The organism is Arthrobacter sp. 2MCAF15, assembly GCF_052115605.1.
GTDB lineage: Bacteria > Actinomycetota > Actinomycetes > Actinomycetales > Micrococcaceae > Arthrobacter.
The window spans coordinates 22,509-41,010 of the sequence record NZ_JBFRGZ010000002.1; the positions used below are offsets into that span (position 1 = coordinate 22,509).

An 18,502-nucleotide genomic window follows, 5' to 3' on the forward strand; every position below is an offset into this window, starting at 1 on the left:
CTGAGCATGGGTGCAGCCCCAGACTCGCTGGACCCATCAAAGTCCGGGGCTGCCCCAGCACATGCCTAGGATGAAGGGGATGACCACCACACGCCTCGCCCCCTTCAGCCTCCGCAGCATCGCCGTTCCCGCGTTCGGGCCGGCCCTGATGTTCAGCCTGGGCGAAGGTGCGATCCTGCCCGTGGTGGCCCTGTCCGCCCGCGACCTCGGAGCCTCCGTGGCCGGTGCCGCGCTGGTTGTCACGCTGATCGGGCTCGGATCCTGGTTCTTCAACCTGCCGGCGTCCCTGATCACCCTGAAGTTCGGGGAACGCTGGGCGATCGTGGGAGCCGCTGCCGCCAGTGCGTTGGCCCTCGCCGCCGCGGCCGTCGCCCCGCTGTTCTCCGGCGGCCTCTGGGTGCTGGCGGCGGCAATGGTGGTGGTGGGCATGGCCGCCAGCGTGTTCAGCCTCGCCCGGCAGAAATACCTGACCGAGGCCGTGCCGGTCATGGTCCGGGCACGGGCACTGTCCACGCTGGGCGGCGTCAACAGGATCGGGATCTTCATCGGCCCGTTCATCGGCGCCGTCGTGATGCAGTTTGCCGGCATCAGCGGGGCCTACTGGGCCGGCGTCGTGGCGATGGCCGCCGCCGCGGCCGTCTCCGTGACGATCCCCGACCTTGAGGCGAAGCCGCTGCCGGACGACGGCGTTGCGCCGCAGCAGCCCACCCTGCGCAGCATCGCGGTGTCCCACGCGGGGGTCTTCCTGACCGTGGGCGCGGGGGTCCTGCTGCTGAGCGCGCTGCGTGCCTCCCGCCAGGCGGTCATCCCGCTGTGGGCCGATCACCTGGGCATGGACCCCACCCAGGCCTCCCTCATCTACGGGATCTCCGGGGCGATCGACATGCTCGTGTTCTACCCGGCAGGCAAACTGATGGACCGCAAGGGCCGCCAATGGGTGGCCGTGCCGTCCACGCTCATCATGGGCACGGCCATGGTGCTGATTCCGCTCAGCACCGGCTTCGTCTCGCTCATGCTGGCCGCGCTCCTGATCGGCTTCGGCAACGGGATCAGTTCAGGCCTGAACATGACCCTTGGGGCCGACTTCTCGCCGGACAACGGTCGCGGCCAGTTCCTGGGCATCTGGCGCTTCATGGCCGACGCCGGGTCCACCGGCGGGCCCGTGCTGCTCTCAGCCGTTACCGCCGTCGTGTCTCTGAGGGCCGGCGTGGCAGCGACCGGCGTGATCGGCTTTGCCGCGGCCGCGGTGTTCGCCGTGACCATTCCCCGCCTCAAGCACCGCCGGAACTACTGACTGGCTGAACGACTGGCTCGCGTGGCCGCAAGGCCGAACAACCACACTCCGGCCACCGTGGCGAGGTAGCCCGCAATGACGATCAGCGATGTTCCGGCCCAGAAGTAGCTGGTAGTGCTGTTCTCTTGACCTCCCACGCCGACGCTCAGCATGGCATACGCTGCCACCCCGGCCGCGGCAAGGCCGGTGAGCACGGGAAGCGCCACCCACAGCCTGGCCGAGGCCCAGTGCTTGTTGTAGCCGTCCCAGACGTTCCAGCGCGTGCCCCGCCGGATGATCAGCCAGCCGGCCGGGATCATGAAGGCCCCCACCACCAGGAAAGCAGCCACCACGTCGGCCGGCCGGTGCCACTGGTTAATCAGGGTGGACACCCCCGTGGCGACGGCGAAGCTGCCGCCCAGGAAGCCGGCCAGCGGCCGCCAGCGCGGCGAGACCATCAGGAACACGGCGGCGGCCGCGGAGGCAGCCATGGTGGTGTGGCCGGAGGGCAGCGAATTGAGTTCCAGCGTCTCGACGCCGCGGTACGGCCGGACCGGCAGCCAGTCCTTCAGGACCTGGGTGGCAAGGTTGGCGCCCACGCAGGCCGCTATCGCGATCGCGGCCGCAGACCAGCGGCGCCGCAGGATGGTGACGAAGGCCACCACGATCGACGCGATCGCCACAGAGAGCGCCGGCAGCCAGTCCAGCAGTTTGGTAGCGGCCTTGCCGGCGGTGCCGCTGAGCTCCACCGCCTCCACGAGGGCGGATTCGTCAATGAACTGGCCGGTGCCGGTGCGCACAAAGAAGACATACGTGGCGGCCAGCACGGCGGTACAGGCAAGGGTGGCAAGCACGAACATGGCCGCCGTTCCCCTGCCGGGGGACCGTTGGGGCTGCTGGAGTCGCGTGTCCTGGACCTGGGCCTCCTGGAGTCGCGTGTCCTGGACCTGGGCAGACCGGTCCCAAGGGGTGCGTTCCTGCCGAAAAGTCATGCCATCAAGGGTCCCACAGAACTCTGCACGCCAGCTGAAGGGCCCGGTGGAGGGTCCGGCTCGGCGGGGAAGTAGCGGCCGCCGAAAAAGCAAGTACTCACTACTCGTGCCGCGCCGGAACGGGATTCGTAGAGTCGAGTGTGCCGGCGCGGTTCGCCCCCGGCACCACGCTCCTTGAGCGGGGCCGGCGGAGACGAGTTTCCTGGACCAGGGACTCACCCCCAGTCGATGCCGGCCCAATCAAGGACCTCGTTCTGGTTGCCGTGCAACCGCCCGAGGCGCGTCACGCGATGCCTTGGCTGGGGAAGCGGACGTGCGCATGGCAGGATGAATCCATGACTCCCCACCCCCCTGATCAGGTCCGCGCACGTCCGGGCCGCTGGGTGCCAGGACTGCTGGGAGTTGTTTTGCCGGTACTGATCTGCTCCGCCGCGTGCTCGGCCGAGACTCCTCCGTCGTCGTCCGGCACAGTGAGCGCCGCGTCGGCGGCGACAGCAGCGTCGTCGGCCGCATCGCCTGCGGCCTCACCGGCGGTCCCTGGGACGGCCTCGCCCAGTAGCGGAACTTCTGCCTCGACCGGGATGTCCCACACGGTGGAGGAAGCCCTGGGGACGCTACTTCGTTCATCTCCGCAACCGAGCCGGGAGCAGATCCGGGCGAGCCTTGCCGCGGCCGGGGTTGCCCCCGCCGCCGTCGAGATCACTGCCTCGCGCACACCCACCGGCCTGGCCGTGGATGCCGTCGAAGTCGGCGTGCTGGCCGACCGCCAGTGCGTCATGGTGCAGATCCGTTCCGCAAACCTGGAAACCTCAGTGTTGCCCGTTCTCACGAACGGGCGATGCTTCCTTGGCAGCGTCCAGCAGTAATCAACAGGAGTGCCATGTCTAGGGTATTGAGTCGCCGCGACTTGGTCCGGCAAGAGAGCCAGCGAAAACGCCCGCGCGGCTTGCTGCTCGTGGTGCAGGTCATGGGTGAACTGCTGCTGACCGGCGGGGTTCTGGCGCTGCTCTTCGTAGCCTGGCAATTGTGGTGGACCAACGTTGAAGCCGACGGCGTTCAGTCGGCCGCCGTCAAGCAATTCGTCCAACAGCATCCGGCAACCATCACTGACGCCGCTCCGCAAACGGGGGCCGGCAGCGCGCCGGGGGCGGCACCCGTGCCAGTGGGCAAGGCGCCAGGTCACGGAGAGGCGATCGGGGTCATCTACGTTCCGCGGCTCGGAGCCGATTACAGCAGGCCGATTGTCGAGGGCACCAGCCAGGACGTCCTGGACACGCTCGGCCTAGGCCACTATCCGGGAACAGCCATGCCGGGAGCCCCGGGGAACTTTGTCGTGGCGGGCCACCGGCAGACACATGGTGCAGTTCTCGACAACATCCACATGCTGGTGCCTGGGGACAAGATCTATGTCCAGACGGCCGACGGGTTCTACACCTACGTTTTCCGGAACCAGGAGATAGTCCTGCCGGACCGGACAGATGTGTTGGCGCCGGTGCCCACCGAGCCGGGCGCGACGCCGGAGCAACGGATTTTGACCATGACCAGCTGCAACCCACGCTTTGGTTCCCAGGAGCGCATCATTGCATACTCCGTATTCGAGTCATGGCAGCCGCTCAGCGCCGGCCCTCCGGCGCCCATCGCGAAACAGCTCGCCGAGCTGCACGGAAAGGGCTAGATCATGTACGCGTGGCTTTTTCGGCAACTTCCAGGGCCTCTGTGGCTCAGGATCGCCATTTCCCTGGTGCTACTTGCCGGAGTCCTTGTGATCCTGGACCACTTTGTATTTCCGTGGGTCGCTGACGTGACGAATCTGACCGACGCGACCGTCGGCCAGAACTGAGCGCGGCGCAATCATGGGCACGTTTTCGCCGCGGCCGGACGGCCCCGGACGCCATCCGGAGAAATCCGGCCAGCAGCTTCCTGAACTGGGTGAACTCCTCGCCAGCGCCCATGTTGTGAGCCTGCCCATGCGGGTGAAGTTCCGCGGGATACTGCAGCGCGAAGCCCTGCTGCTGGAGGGCCCGGTGGGCTGGGGCGAATTCTGCCCCTTCCCCGATTACGGCGATGCCGAGGCCTCCCGCTGGCTGGCCGCCGCGATCGAGGCCGGCTGGTCCGGGTTCCCTGCGCCGCTGCGGGACACCATTCCGGTCAACGCCACAGTCCCTGCCGTGCCGGCGCACCGGGTGCCCGAGATCCTGGCCCGCTTCGGCCGGGTGGACGCGGTCAAAGTCAAGGTTGCCGAAAGCGGGCAGAACCTGGACGACGACGCCGCCCGGGTGTCCGCCGTCCGGGAAGCACTGCCGGACGCCGCGATCCGGGTGGACGCGAACGGCGGGTGGGACCTGCCGGAGGCCCTCACGGCACTGAAGCGGCTCGCCGCCGTCGGGCTCGAATACGCCGAACAGCCGGTGCCCGATATCCCGGGGCTGGCCGAGGTCCGGCGGCAACTCCGGGCCGCAGGGGTCCCCGTGCTGATCGCGGCGGACGAGAGCGTGCGCAAAGAGGAGGATCCGCTCAAGGTTGCGCGCGCCGGCGCCGCGGATCTGATCGTTGTGAAGGTGGCGCCGCTCGGGGGAGTGGCGCGCGCCCTGGACATTGTGGCGCAGGCGGGGCTGCCCGCCGTCGTGAGTTCCGCGCTGGACACCTCGGTGGGAATCCGCGCGGGGCTTGCGCTGGCCGCAGCCCTCCCCGAGTTGCCCTACGCCTGCGGGCTGGGCACTGTTTCCCTGCTGGCTGCCGACGTGACCAGGGATTCCCTGGTGCCCGACGACGGCGGCATCCGGCTCCGCGAGGTCCGCGCCGATCCGAATCTGCTGGCGGAATACGCGTCCGCGCCGGAACGCCGGGACTGGTGGCTGGACCGGCTGCGCCGCGTCCACGCGGTGCTCGCCTCGCGCAGGTGACGTTCCCGCACGTCTCGTCGCGGGGCGCGCGGCCGGCTGGGGCCGCTGATACATCTCCACGACGCGCAGATTTCCTGCCGATGCCGGAATGCCGGTAGCGGCAGGTATTCGCGGTGTCGAATGGGAGTTTGCGTGTCGGCGGGGCGAATGGGCGTCGCCGGAAGTGTCGCCGCGGGGTTGAGCACGGGTCGGGCGCGGGGGTTGGGCGCGCTGGCGATGCGGAAGCATGTCCTCGACGCGCAGATTTCCTGCCGATGCCGGAATGCCGGTAGCGGCAGGTATTCGCGGTGTCGAATGCGAGTTTGCGTGTCGGCGGGGCGAATGCGCGTCGCCGGAAGTGTCGCCGCGGGTTGGGCGCGGGTTGAGCACGGGTTGAGCACGGGTCGGGTACGGTGGCGACGCGGAAGCATGTCCTCGACGCGCAGATTTCCTGCCGATGCCGGAATGCCGGTAGCGGCAGGTATTCGCGGTGCCGAATGGGAGTTTGCGTGTCGGCGGGGCGAATGCGCGTCGCCGGAAGTGTCGCCGCGGGGTTGAGCCCGGGTTGGGCGCGGGTCGGGCACGGGTTGGCCGACGGCGACGGCGACGGCGACAGCGGACGACGACGTCGTCGTCAGCGGACAGGCAGGCGGACGGTCAGCGGCCGGCGGCGTAGTGGGCCTGGGCCTGGGCTGCGGTGAGGGCCGTGGGGTAGACGGCGGCGTTGTCGATGCTGCCGGCGAAGAACGAGCTGGTGGCGGCTCCGGGCCAGTCCCTGTTCTTGTCGAAATCCATGCTGTCGTAGCCGACGCGCCAGTAGCCACTGTAGGCGCGCTCAGCAACGAGAGCCTTGTTGGCAGCCACCTGCACACCGTCCACATACAGGACCGACCCGGCAGGGGTCATGGTGGCCGTGGCCAGATGCCATTGGCCGTTGTCATACGAGGTGGGACTTGTGATGGCGGTTGCCTTGTAATTTTGGCTGCTGCCGTTGCGGGTAGCGGCGCCGAAGCTGATTGCGCCGCTGTCCGTCATGTAGAGGTGGCGGTCTGAGAGCGTGGAGTCTCCGGTCTGGGCGTCCCCGAACCCCAGCAGCCGGCCCCCGGTGGCCCCCGGCGTTACCTTGAACCAGATTTCCACTGTGAAAGTATCCGGAGCGCTGAGGAGCTGGGGGGTGCTGACGTAGCCGGAGGAACCGTTCAGGGCCAGGGCAGGACTTTGGCCGGCGGCGCAGGAACCCGCGACGCGTGTAGTGGCGCCGCGCAGCAGGCCGTTCCGGCCGCTGCCTGAGGCGTCCTCGGCCACGGTCTCTGAGTCCTCGTTAAACGCGAAGAACAGAGACGGGTTGTCCTGGACCGTGGGGGACAGGCACGGGTAGCTGCTCAGTGCGGCAAAGCTGCTGGCGTTCGTGGGCGCGGCGGCAGAGTACGCTGCGTGCGCCGGCGCGGCCAGCAACAGCTCCGGAGCCACCAGAAGGGGAAGCGCGGCCAGGCACAGCAAGGCGCGGACGGCGTGGGTCCTTCGCGTCGCTGCCCGGAAACGCCGCCTGATGGCGGGGCGGCCGGGGCGGGCTGTGTGGGCTTGCGTCGGCCGCTGCCGGCCGTCCGTCCCCTCGGTCTTGGCAGGGCCCTGGGTCTTGGAAGGGTCGGATGCGCCGCGGGGAGCAGCGCTGGAACCGGCGGCTGCTGCCAGGGTCAGGGCAGAGACCGCGACGAACACCGCGGCGAGACTACCCCAGTTCTTTTCGGCGATCCAGACAAGAGGGAGTCCCACAAAGGGCACGCGAAGCACGGCCACGCCGTGAACTGCCTCCGGCGTGACCGGGGACGAATCGTTGGCCGAGTTGGCGTCGCCGCGCAGGACGAGGTTGCCGTCCGGCGTGTCCTCTACATAGCGGTGCAGGCGCAGCTTGTTGGCATGGTCCGGGTCGTCAACCAGCAGGATGTGGCCCAGGGAGGCCGTTCCGGTGGGGATTGGCCGGGCGATGACGACGTCGCCGGCGGAGATCCGGGGCTCCATGGAGCCGGTCATCACGGTGGTAGGTTGCCATCCCAGTGCGAAGGGGAGTACGGCCCACGCCAGCATTCCGAGGAGGGCGAACAGGACTGCCCGTGCCACTAGGGACACGGCCAGCCGGGCGGCTCCTACGCTGGCGAGTTCCGGGCCGCCGTCGTGAATCTCGGGGACGGTGCCTTCGCCGGGGGCGGCAGCTGCTGCGGCCATGTGGTCCGCGCGGACCCCCGGGTGCACCTTGAGTGAACGGTGACCCGCCCTGTGGGAGGTGTTGTTGTCCGGGGTCCCGCCGACGATTCCGCGGGACGTCCGGGCACTACGGTGCCCGGACGTCGCGGGCAGTCGGCTCGGTCCGGGCATCGGATTAGCTGTTCTGTGCTTCCCAGGTGAAGCCCATGGAAGCGGTGCCACCCTGGGTGCCGTTCGGGGCATCCGACTTCACCGTGTACGCGATCTTGTACGTGCGGGTTTGCGTAGCGGTGCCGGTCGGAGCCCAGGAACCCCAGCCCGTCGCGAAGCCGGTCTTGTCGGTGCCGAAGGCCGCGAGAGTGCCGGTGTAAGTCGGTGCGGCGGGGGTCAGAACGGCGAAGTCTGTGCAAGCGCTGTCTGCGCCCGTGCCCTCGGTGATGACCAAGTCGATGTTGGAGCTGAGAGCCTTAGTGGTGTTCGGCGTCGTGCCGTAGAGCTTCACGGTGGAGGCCAGGGTACCGGAGGAGGTTACGGTGATGCACTTGGCACCGGTCGAGCCGGGCTTCAGGTTCGTTGCGGTGAACATTGCTGTCGAGGCGTTTGCGCCCGCACCACTCGTGGAGCCGCCGTCGAGTGCGACCGTTCCCGCGGTCCAGTTGCTCGTGGAGCTCTCTACTTTGGCGCTGAAGGCGGAGTAGGAGGCCTGGGAGACGGCGACGCCGCTCACCAGGAGTGCTGCGGGGACAACTGCCCATTTGGCCCAAGTGGCCGTGCGTGCTGAGATCTTTGCCATGACGTGCTCCTGGTGATGAGTTGGGGCCCCTGCCCCTATGAGACCTGCGCCGGCCCCCTGAGCGGGGCCGGCAGAAGTAAATCTACACACGATTGGCTTGATAATCAAGCAAAAAGTTTTTCCGCCTAGTTTTTAGGTCGTCTCACCCCTTGTTTCTAGGGGTTTTTAAAGTATTTAGCTTGAGAGTAAAGTAGATCAGAAAGCGGATTGAGGTTCGATCTGCAGCACAGTTTGAAGCGCGGCGCCTATGATGGATTGCCCGCAGGTAGCTGGGCGCAAAAGCAAGGAGYGGGACATGGCAGACCAACCTGAGGGGTCGACGGGGGACAAGGACGCGCTGCTGCGCATCACCCAGGGCTTGCGGCGCGTTGACGTCGGGACCTACGCCCTCAGGATCCGGCTGGCCGAGAAGCTGGGCATCGGCACGATCGACATTAACGCGATGGCATTCGTGGGCGAAGTCGACGGCATGACGCCGAAGGCCCTCGGCAATCTGCTAAACATCACCACCGGATCCGTGACCGCCATGGTGGACCGCCTGGAATCCAAAGGCTTCATGATCCGCAAGCCCAACCCCACGGACCGGCGCAGCGTGCTGCTGCACCTGAGCCCGGCAGGGACCCACGCAATGCAGTGGGCCACGGAGCACTTTGCCGAAGCTGCCGCGGCAGTCCTCGCGGGATCGCACGAAGAGAGCATTTCCGACGTCGCGAGCTTCCTTGAAGGAATCGGGCAGCGGTTGCTTGCCGCCGCAACAGCGCCGGAATAGTCGCGGAGCCGACAGGGGAGTTCATCGGATCTTCACCCGGGGGACGGGTCCGCGTAGTCCGTGGCTGGAAGGGTGGGCGCGACCGCAACTCACCCCATGGAAGGTCTCTCCATGTCTGTCTCCTCCGGACGCACGTTTTCCCTGCTCCCCATGCTTGGCCACACCAAAGGCAAGCGGAGCCCCATCACCTGCGCGCTGAAATGCGACAACGCCTGCTCGGGCGAAGTCTGCAACACCAGCACCAACAGCTACTTCCGTGACATCGCCTCCGCCACGATGTCCCGCCGTGCCGCCTTGGGCTTCGGCGCCGCCGGCGCGCTCGCCGTCGCGTTCGGGAACGCCGTGACCTCGGCCGGGCCCGCCGTCGCCGATGGCGGCCCGGGCCTCGCGGCCGCCGCCAAGGACGGGTTTGGAAAGTCCAAGCTGCAGTTCACCGCCATCGCTCCGGTGGACGCCGCCGTCGACCAGCTCACCGTCCCCGCCGGGTTCACCTGGCAGCCGGTCATCCGCTGGGGCGACCCGYTCTTCAACGACTCGCCGGCCTTCGACATCGACCACCAGAGCGCCGCGGCGCAGGCCCGCCAGTTCGGCTACAACAACGACTACACGGACATCCTGCCGATCGATGGCTCCAAGGACCGCCGGGCCGTCCTCTTCACGAACCACGAATACACGAACGAGAACATCATGCTGCCGGCCGGGTTCGATGCCGCCGAGACTCGCGCGATCGGCCGGGCAGCCCACGGCCTCACCGTGGTGGAGCTGGAGCGCAAGAACACCAACAAGCCCTGGAGCTACGTCCGCGGCGCCGGACTGAACCGCCGCTTCCTGACGGACACCACCTACGAGCTCGACGGCCCCGCCGCCGGATCCGCGCTCCTGAAGACCGCCGCCGACCCCTCCGGCCGGGCCATCAAGGGCACGCTGGGCAACTGCTCCGGCGGAACCACCCCGTGGGGCACCATCCTGTCCGGCGAGGAAAACTTCAACGGCTATTTCGCCACGCCCGGAACCTCTGATTCGGACAAGCGCTACGGGCTGACCAGCAAGCCCACCGCCCGCCAGTGGGAACTCGACGACCCGCGCTTCGACACCCGCAACCCCGGATACGGGAACGAGGCCAACCGCTTCGGCTGGATTGTGGAAGTGGACCCCTTCGACCCCTCCTCCACGCCGCGCAAGCATTCGGCAATGGGCCGCTTCAAGCATGAGGGCGCCAACGTGATCATCGCCAAGTCCGGCCACGTGGTGGCCTACATGGGCGACGACGAGCGCTTCGACTACCTGTACAAGTTCGTCTCGGCCGGCACGTACCGGCCCGGCAAAACGGCGGCGGACCGCAAGAACAACCTCACGCTGCTCTCGGAGGGTGACCTGTACGTCGCCAAGTTCACGGGCAACTCCCCGGCGGCCGGGTTCGACGGCACCGGGAAGCTTCCGGCCGACGGGGCCTTCGACGGCGCCGGCGAGTGGCTGCCCCTCGTGGTGGGCGGACAGTCCAAGGTGGCCGGAATGTCCGTGGAAGAAGTGCTGGTGTACACCCGCCTCGCCGCGGACAAGGTGGGCCCCACCAAGATGGACCGCTGCGAGGACGTCCAGCCCAGCCTGCACACCGGCAAGGTCTATGTGGTCTGCACCAACAACGCGGACCGCGGCAAGCCGGGCAAGGAAGGGGCCACCGAGGTCAACCCCCGAACCCTGAACCGTGACGGCCACATCGTCGAAATCACCGAGACGGGGGACCAGACCTCCACCACGTTCGGCTGGAACCTGCTGATGGTCTGCGGCGATCCGGCCAAGAACTCCGCCGCCTACTTCGCCGGGTTCCCCGCCAGCCAGGTCTCACCCATCTCCTGCCCGGACAACGTGGCCTTCGACTCCGTGGGCAACCTCTGGATCTCCACCGACGGCGCGCCCTCCAGCATCGGCTACGCCGACGGCCTCTTCAAGGTGACCCTGGACGGTGCCGAACGCGGCCGGGTGGAACAGTTCCTCGCCGTCCCGCGCGACGCCGAGACCTGCGGCCCGGTCATCCACGACGAGGAGCGCACCGTGTTCGTCGCCGTGCAGCACCCCGGCGAGGAAGGCACGTTCGCCGAACAGCACTCCTACTTCCCGGACTACGTCGGCGCGGGCACGACGCCGAAGCCGGGCCAGGTGCGCGCCCCGCGTCCGTCCGTGGTCCAGGTGTTCCGCACCAACGGCTAGCCAGCCGCCGCCACAGCACCACAGCACCGCTGCACCAAAGAATCACAGCACCACTGCACCACTGCAACGCGGGGTCACTTCGCGCCCATGTTTGGGGACCCTGGATGGGCGCGACCTGGCCCCGCGTTGCTTGTGCGGGCGGGCGGCGGATATGGGGAGCGTCGGGGGTGAGGCCCGAACTGATAATTTGGAACTGTGAATAATCCGGCCGAATTGGTTGTCCCCAGAGTCCAGGCTGCAATTGCCACCGCGTTCGGCGAAGAGTTCCGGCAGACGGACCCGGTGGTCAGGCCCTCCCAGTTCGCCGACATCCAGATCAACGCCGCCATGTCCCTGGCCAAGAAGGCCGGCTTGCCGCCGCGGGACGCCGCCGCAAAGATCGTGGAGGCCCTGAACCTGGACGGCATCTGCACCAGCGTGGAAATCTCCGGGCCCGGCTTCATCAACCTCAGCTATGACGGAACGTGGATCGAGGAACTGCTCAACGCAGAGTCGGTCCAAGCCGCGTCCCCGGCCACGGCAGTCACGCCCGCCGCAACGCCGCAGCGCGTCGTCGTCGACTATTCCTCCCCGAACGTCGCCAAGGAAATGCACGTCGGCCACCTGCGCACCACAGTGGTGGGGGACAGCCTCGTCAAGGTCCTCGAAGCACTCGGCGACACCGTGATCCGGCAGAACCACATCGGGGACTGGGGCACACCGTTCGGCATGCTGATCGAGCACTGGCTCGAGATCGGCGAGGACTCCCCGGAGGCGGCGTTGCTGGTGGAGGACCCCAGCGCGTTCTACCAGGCCGCGCGGGCCAAGTTCGATGCCTCGGCCACGGACGCGGAAGGCTTCGCCACCCGGGCCCGGCTCCGCGTCGTCGCCCTGCAGGGCGGCGACGCCGAGACCTTCGCCGTCTGGCAGCGGCTCGTCGCCCAGTCCAAGCGCTACTTCAACGCCATCTACTCCACGCTGGGCATCAGCCTCACCGACGACCACATCGCCGGCGAAAGCTCCTACGACGCGCATCTGGCACAGCTGTGCCAGGAACTCGAGGACCGCGGCCTGGCCCGGATCAGCGACGGCGCCCTCTGCACCTTCCCCGAGGGCTTCAGCGGCCGCGACGGGCAGCCGCTGCCGCTGATCATCCGCAAATCCGACGGCGGCTACGGCTACGGCACCACCGACCTCGCCACCATCCGCTACCGCGTCCGCGACCTGGCGGCCAACCGGATCCTCTATGTCGTGGGCGCCCCGCAGAACGTCCACCTGCGCATGGTCATGGCCAGCGCCCGGGACGCCGGCTGGCTGCCGGACACGGTCGAGGCCGTGCATGTGCAGATCGGCAACGTGCTCGGCGAGGACGGGAAGATCCTCAAGTCCCGGTCGGGTGCCCCGGTGAAGCTCATGGCCCTGCTCGAGGAGGCCGTGGACCGGGCCCGGGCCGTCATCGACGCGAGCCGGCCCGAGCTCAGCGAGGAGGAGCGCGCCGTGACCGCCCGCCAGGTGGGCATCGGCGCCGTCAAGTACGCCGACCTCTCCACCGGCCACGACACCGAGTACGTCTTCGACTTCGACCGCATGCTCGCCCTCAGCGGCAACACCGGACCCTACGTGCAGTACGCCGCGGCGAGGATCCGCTCCATCCTGCGCAAAGCCGGGGTGCTGGAGCAGATCACCAGCGGCCTCGACGGCGGCACGCCGGCATCCGCAGCTGCGGCGACCGGCGCCACCGGCGAAAGCGGGCCCGCGACGGCGATCGCCGTCGTCGAACCCGCGGAACGTGCCCTGGCCCTGCACCTGCTGGAGTTCGACGCGACGCTGAACAAGGTCCGGGAGGCGCTCGAGCCGCACAGGCTCTGCGGCTACCTGTTTGAGCTGGCGCAGCTGTTCACGGCGTTCTACGACCAGTGCCCGGTGCTCAAGGCCGAGGAATCCGTGCGGGACTCGCGGCTGGCCCTGTGCGCGCTGGCGCTGCGCCGCCTGTCCGGCGGCCTGGAGCTGCTGGGCATCGAAACGCCGGAGAACATGTGAGTCCGGCGGATTCCGCGCCGGGATCGTCCACGCCCGGCCTTGCCGCGGTGGAGGCCGCACGGATCGCCGTCGACACCCTGCTCGAAGCCGGTGTGCGCCAGGTGGTGGTGTCCCCGGGTTCGCGCTCGGCACCCATGGCCTACGCCCTGGCCGAGGCAGAGGCCGCCGGACGGGTTGAGCTGCTGGTCCGGATCGACGAGCGGTCGGCCGGGTTCACGGCGCTGGGCGTGGCCTTGTCCACCGGCGCCCCCGCCGCCGTCCTGACCACCTCCGGGACCGCCGTCGGCAACCTCCTGCCGGCCGTCATGGAAGCCAACCACGCCGCCGTGCCGCTCGTGGTCATCTCCGCCGACCGGCCCGAGGAACTGCGGGGCACCGGCGCCAACCAGACCACCGTGCAGCTGGACCTGTTCGGCGAGCACGTACGGTTCGCCGCCGACGTGCCCGCGGGCAGCGATCCGCGGCGCGCCGTTGATACGGCCCTCAGCGCCGCCACCGGGGCCTTCGAGGACGCGCCTCCGGGTCCTGTGCAGCTCAACCTGGCCTTCCGTGATCCGCTGGTCCCGGCCGTGGGCGACGGGCTTCCCGCTACGGCCGGCCGCGGCGTATACCGGGCCGCCCGAAACCCCCTGGCGCTGGACTTTCCGGCCGCGTCGGCCGCCCTGCCGGAGCGGCGCACCGTGGTGCTGGCCGGGCACGACGCCGGCCCGGTCGCCGAGGCGTTCGCCCGCGCGCACGGCCTGCCGCTGCTAGCCGAACCGTCCTCCAACGCCCGCTTCGGACCCAACGCTGTGGGCCCCTACCGGCTGCTGATCGACCACTTCGGCGCGGACTCGGCACAGCCGATCGAGCGCGTGGTCCTCTTCGGCCGGCCGACGCTCTCCCGGCCGGTCAGCGCTTTGCTGGAGCGGGCAGATGTCCCCTCGGCCCTGTACCAGCCCGTCCCGGTGGCCTGGTACGAACCCGGCCGCCGCACCGAACTGCCGCTGGAATCCCTGGCGGACCTGGCCGAGTTCGCCGGCCGCGGAGCCGCCTCGTGGCTCGATGCCTGGCTGCTGGCAGGAGCCGCCGCGCAGCACGCCGTGGACCTGATCCTTGCCGCGTCTCCCGCCGCGACCGGACCGTCCGTGGGCGCAGAGGTCTGGAAGCACGCCCGCGGACAGCTGATGCTGGGCTCCTCGAACGGGATCCGCGACGTGGACCTCGCCGGGGCACCGGTCGCGGAACCACAGGCCACCGTGTTCGCCAACCGGGGCCTGGCCGGGATCGACGGCACCACGTCCACCGCCACGGGGATCGCGCTGGGCGGGCGCCAGGAAACCACCGTGTTCATGGGGGACGTGACGTTCCTGCACGACGCCGGTGGACTCCTGCTCGGCGCCGGGGAGGCCGAACCCCAGCTGCGGATCGTGGTGCTCAACGACGCCGGCGGTGCCATCTTTGGGCTCCTGGAGCACGGCGCAGTCGCCGCGGCGGGGCGCTACGGCGACGCCGTCGAACGCCTCTTCGCCACCCCGCAGCGGGTGGACGTCGCAGCCCTGGCCGCGGCATACGGCGTCGGGCATCAGGCGGTGGGCACGACGGCGGAACTCGCCAAAGCGCTGTCCCAGCCTTTGGAGGGCCGAAGCATTATCGAAGTGCGCACGGACCGGCACCGGCTCGGGGAACTGCACCGCGCCATCCGGGCCGCGGTGGCCACGGCCGTGGAAGGCCTCCCGCTGACGTAGCGGCACCTCCCCGTATACGACGCGCGGCACCCGGGTGCGACGCGCTTCGTGCCCGGCGATGCGCAAAATACCCGCCGACACCGGAATTCCGCCGCGTGGGGTATTTTGCGCGTCGCCGAACTGAATGCGCGTCGCCGTTGTCCCATCGGGTTCGTGGGACGTCCCGCCGCGTGGGTGCGACGCGCTTCGTGCCCAGCGATGCGCAAAATACCCACCGATACCGGAATTCCGCCGCGTGGGGTATTTTGCGTGTCGCCGAACGGATCGCGCGTCGGGTTGCCCCCTCGGGTTCGTGGGATGTCCCGCCGCGTGGGTGCGACGTCGGGTGGGTGCGGGTGCGGGCTCGGGCCGGGTGCGACGCGCTTCGTGCCCAGCGATGCGCAAAATACCGGCCGATACCGGAATTCCGCCGCGTGGGGTATTTTGCGCGTCGCCGAACGGAACGCGCGTCGCCGTTGTCCCATCGGGTTCGTGGGATGTCCGGCCGCGTGGGTGCGACGCCGGGTGGTTGCGACGCCGGGTGGGTGCGACGCGCTTCGTGCACAGCGATGCGCAAAATACCCGCCGACACCGGAATTCCGCCGCGTGGGGTATTTTGCGCGTCGCCGAACGGAATACGCGTCGCCGCCGGTTCAGACATGAATGCGCGTCGCCGAGCGGAACGCGCGTCGGGTTGTCCACATCCGGGCCGCCGTTGATGGCGCCGGCGCACCTGGGCTGGGATCTTCGATCCATGAACGAATTGCCCAGACTGATCCTGGCTCGCGAGCACGTCCAGCAGGGAACTACGCCGAAAGAGCTCGCCAAACGGTGCCGGTCAGGGGCGCTGTTTCGCGTGCGCCAGGGCGTCTACGTCGACGGGGCGGCTTGGAAGGCGCTGCGGCCCTGGGACCAGTACCGGCTCCGGGTCAGCGCCGCGGCGGAGTCATTTACGGCTCCGACAGTCTTTGCCCGCCATTCCGCCGCGGCCGTGTGGGGATTGCCCATGATTGGGCTGGGCGAGCCGGTCCATGCTTTGACCCTCCAGAATGATGGGGGACGCTCGCGGGCAGGGGTACGGAGGCACTACGCGGCCCCGGACGGTCTCAGGGTGTTCCGACGCGAAGGCCTCCTGGTCACGGGAAGGATCCGTACAGTGCTGGATCTGGCTGCTTTTACACCGTTTGCCCAAGCTATCGTTCCGTTGGACCATGTGCTCCGGCCGGACGCCGCCCAGGGGTTGCCCGCGCTCTCCAAGGAACAGTTGCTGGCCGACGTCGACGGCAACTACTCCGCCGCGGCCGTCCGGCGGATCCTGGCTGCCGTGGAATTCGCGGATCCGCGGTCCGGGTCTCCGGGGGAGTCCTACGGCCGCGCGCTCATGCGGGTGGCAGGGTTCCAGCCGCCGGAACTGCAGCACGAAATCCGTGATGGGTCCGGACTCGTGGGCTATTCGGACTACTTCTGGGAGAGAGCACGGCTGGTGGGCGAGTTCGACGGCGTCGAGAAGTATCTGAAACCCGAATACCTGAGGGGGAGGACCGCATCGCAGGCTGTCGTGGACGAGAAAGAGCGCGAAGACCGGATCCGGGACACGGGGCTCCGGGTGCTGCGGTGGGCCTGGGCGGACCTCATGGAGCCGGGCCGGCTGGAACAGAAGCTGGCGGCGTTCGGTGTGCCCCGCCGTCGGGCCCGTTCCGCACGGTGGCCATGACGCGCAATCTGTTCCGCGACGCGCAAATGCCCTGTCGCTACCGGAATTCCGGCAGCGACAGGGCATTCGCGCAGCGACGGGGCATTTGCGCATCGACAGGGCATTCGCGCAGCGTCAGCCAACTTCCGGGTCAGCCAACTTGCGGGTCGGGCAACGTGCAGGTCGGTTACAGCACCCGGCTCAGGAACTCCTTGGTGCGTGGATGCTGCGGGTTGGCCAGCACTTCGCGCGGGTCGCCCGCTTCCACCACCACGCCGCCGTCCATGAACGTCAGACGGTCGCCGACCTCGCGGGCGAAGCCGATCTCGTGGGTCACCACGATCATGGTCATGCCGGACTTGGCGAGGTCCTTCATCACGTTCAGAACATCGCCCACGAGCTCCGGGTCGAGCGCGGACGTGGGCTCGTCGAACAGCATGAGCTCGGGGTCCATGGCCAGGGCCCGGGCAATCGCGACGCGCTGCTGCTGGCCGCCGGAGAGCTGGTTCGGGTAGTGGCCGGCACGGTCGCCGAGCCCCACGCGGTCCAGCAGCTCCAGTGCCCGCTTCCGGGCCACGGCCTTCGACTGGCCCTTGACCTGGATCGGAGCTTCCATGATGTTCTGCATCGCCGTTTTGTGCGGGAACAGATTGAAGCGCTGGAACACCATGCCGATCTCGCGCCGCTGGGCTGCGATTTCCTTGGTCTTCAGGTCATGGAGCCTGCCCTTGACCTCGCGGTAGCCGATCAGCTCGCCGCCCACGGAAATGCGTCCCGCGCTGATGGTCTCCAGCAGGTTCACGCAGCGGAGCATGGTGGACTTGCCGGAACCGGACGGGCCGATCACCACCGACACCTCGCCCTGGTTGACGGTCAGGTCGATGCCGCGCAGCACGTGGTGGTGGCCGTAGTACTTGTGAAGGCCCTCGATCTTGACCAGCGGCTGTTCTGTGGTGATCGTCATTTCGCCTCCTCCTCGGGGAAGTCCATCTTCAGGTCCGGCTCGGCAGCGGCGCTGGGGGCCATCGCCGCGGAGGCCTTGGCTGCCGCGGGGTTGATTGCCGCCGGAACCCGGTTGTCCACGCCCTTGCCGTAGTGCGCCTCAATGAAGTGCTGGCCCACCATCAGCAGGCTGGTCACCAGCAGGTACCAGAAAGCAGCAACAATCAGGAGCGGAATCGGAAGGTAGATGCGGTTGGCCAGGGCATTGGTCGCGAAGGTCAGGTCCAGCGTGAACGGTACAGCCAGAACCAGGGAAGTGGTCTTCAGCATGCCGATGGTCTCGTTGCCGGTAGGCGGAACGATGACGCGCATTGCCTGCGGCAGGATGATCCGCCGCATGATCTTGCCCTTCGTCATGCCGAGTGCCTCGGCAGCCTCACTCTGGCCCGTGTCTACGGACTTCAGGCCGGCCCGGAAGATCTCCGCGAGATACGCGGACTCATTAAGACCCAGGCCAAGGATGGCCGGGATCAGGCCGTGCGTGGGATCCGAGGTCACCCAGGTGACGGTTGCAGGACCAAACGGGATTCCGAGAACGATCGTCGGATAGAGAACAGTTGCTAGTCCCCAGAAGAGCAACTGGGTGTACACCGGGGTGCCGCGGAAGAACCAGACCCAGGTCCAGCTGGACCAGCGGAACACAAAGTTCTCGGACTGCCGCATGAAGGCCAGGAGGATGGCCAGGACGATCGCCAGGACCATGGAGGCAAACGTCAGGAACAATGTCCACATCACGCCCTGGACCACCTTGGTGTCCAGGATGTAGGTGCCCACGACGTCCCAGCGGAAGTTGGGGTTCGTGAACAGGCTCTGCAGGAAGGCGACAAGGAACCCGACGATGATGATGGCGCTGATCCAGCGGCCGGGGTGCCGCACCGGTACTGCGTTGTTCAGTACCGGTGCTGCTTCAGTGTCCTGATGGCTGTCCATCTGTTCCCCTGCTGTTGGTGGGGTTGTGGGAAT

15 protein-coding genes are annotated in these 18,502 nt (G+C 68.2%); 10 read left to right on the forward strand and 5 right to left on the reverse strand.

Going from position 1 to position 18,502, the window contains the following annotated elements; genetic code table 11:
- Nucleotides 1-79 precede the first annotated feature (79 nt).
- Nucleotides 80-1,294 carry an MFS transporter gene (locus tag AB4089_RS02230; RefSeq protein WP_441407702.1) on the forward strand — a complete coding sequence of 405 codons (1,215 nt, stop codon included), beginning with the start codon at nt 80-82 and terminating at the stop codon, nt 1,292-1,294.
- On the opposite strand, the gene AB4089_RS02235 is transcribed toward AB4089_RS02230, so the two are convergent.
- Entirely contained in the window at nt 1,288-2,265 is a 978-nt protein-coding gene (locus AB4089_RS02235) for a phosphatase PAP2 family protein (RefSeq protein WP_441407703.1), read from the reverse strand. The genes AB4089_RS02230 and AB4089_RS02235 overlap by 7 nt on opposite strands.
- Before the next feature lie 433 nt (nt 2,266-2,698).
- On the opposite strand from AB4089_RS02235, the gene AB4089_RS02240 reads away from it, so the two are divergent.
- The 4 genes from AB4089_RS02240 (at nt 2,699) to AB4089_RS02255 (ending at nt 5,168) form a co-directional block, all read left to right on the forward strand.
- On the forward strand, nt 2,699-2,824 hold the full coding sequence (locus AB4089_RS02240; RefSeq protein WP_441407704.1) for a hypothetical protein: 126 nt from the start codon (nt 2,699-2,701) through the stop codon (nt 2,822-2,824).
- 22 nt (nt 2,825-2,846) lie between these two features.
- A complete protein-coding gene (locus AB4089_RS02245; RefSeq protein ID WP_441407705.1) occupies nt 2,847-3,131 on the forward strand; it encodes a DUF6993 domain-containing protein in 285 nt (94 codons plus the stop codon).
- Between the two features lie 14 nt (nt 3,132-3,145).
- Complete coding sequence (locus tag AB4089_RS02250; protein ID WP_441407706.1) at nt 3,146-3,940, forward strand: class E sortase; 795 nt, start codon at nt 3,146-3,148, stop codon at nt 3,938-3,940.
- Between the two features lie 178 nt (nt 3,941-4,118).
- A complete protein-coding gene (locus AB4089_RS02255) occupies nt 4,119-5,168 on the forward strand; it encodes an o-succinylbenzoate synthase (RefSeq protein ID WP_441407707.1) in 1,050 nt (349 codons plus the stop codon).
- Nucleotides 5,169-5,804: 636 nt separating this feature from the next.
- On the opposite strand, the gene AB4089_RS02260 is transcribed toward AB4089_RS02255, so the two are convergent.
- A complete protein-coding gene (locus AB4089_RS02260) occupies nt 5,805-7,520 on the reverse strand; it encodes a LamG-like jellyroll fold domain-containing protein (protein WP_441407708.1) in 1,716 nt (571 codons plus the stop codon).
- A 4-nt stretch (nt 7,521-7,524) separates the two neighbouring features.
- Entirely contained in the window at nt 7,525-8,142 is a 618-nt protein-coding gene (locus tag AB4089_RS02265; RefSeq protein ID WP_441407709.1) for a hypothetical protein, read from the reverse strand.
- 295 nt (nt 8,143-8,437) lie between these two features.
- Here AB4089_RS02265 and AB4089_RS02270 point away from each other — a divergent pair, with 295 nt between their 5' ends.
- The 5 genes from AB4089_RS02270 (at nt 8,438) to AB4089_RS02290 (ending at nt 16,558) form a co-directional block, all read left to right on the forward strand.
- Entirely contained in the window at nt 8,438-8,911 is a 474-nt protein-coding gene (locus AB4089_RS02270; RefSeq protein ID WP_441407710.1) for a MarR family winged helix-turn-helix transcriptional regulator, read from the forward strand.
- 111 nt (nt 8,912-9,022) lie between these two features.
- Nucleotides 9,023-11,119 (forward strand): PhoX family protein, encoded by a 2,097-nt coding sequence (locus AB4089_RS02275; RefSeq protein WP_441407711.1) that lies wholly within the window; start codon nt 9,023-9,025, stop codon nt 11,117-11,119.
- Between the two features lie 195 nt (nt 11,120-11,314).
- On the forward strand, nt 11,315-13,138 hold the full coding sequence (argS, locus tag AB4089_RS02280) for an arginine--tRNA ligase (RefSeq protein ID WP_441407712.1): 1,824 nt from the start codon (nt 11,315-11,317) through the stop codon (nt 13,136-13,138).
- Nucleotides 13,135-14,865, forward strand: a complete 1,731-nt coding sequence (gene menD / locus AB4089_RS02285) for a 2-succinyl-5-enolpyruvyl-6-hydroxy-3-cyclohexene-1-carboxylic-acid synthase (RefSeq protein WP_441407713.1) — start codon at nt 13,135-13,137, stop codon at nt 14,863-14,865. Before argS ends, menD begins: the two co-directional genes overlap by 4 nt.
- 733 nt (nt 14,866-15,598) lie before the next feature.
- Entirely contained in the window at nt 15,599-16,558 is a 960-nt protein-coding gene (locus AB4089_RS02290; RefSeq protein WP_441407714.1) for a hypothetical protein, read from the forward strand.
- Nucleotides 16,559-16,724: 166 nt separating this feature from the next.
- Here the strand turns inward: AB4089_RS02290 and AB4089_RS02295 are convergent, their stop codons facing one another.
- Nucleotides 16,725-17,501, reverse strand: a complete 777-nt coding sequence (locus tag AB4089_RS02295) for an amino acid ABC transporter ATP-binding protein (protein WP_441407715.1) — start codon at nt 17,499-17,501, stop codon at nt 16,725-16,727.
- Entirely contained in the window at nt 17,498-18,469 is a 972-nt protein-coding gene (locus AB4089_RS02300) for an amino acid ABC transporter permease (RefSeq protein ID WP_441407716.1), read from the reverse strand. The genes AB4089_RS02295 and AB4089_RS02300 overlap by 4 nt, the downstream gene beginning before the upstream one ends.
- Nucleotides 18,470-18,502: the final 33 nt, after the last annotated feature.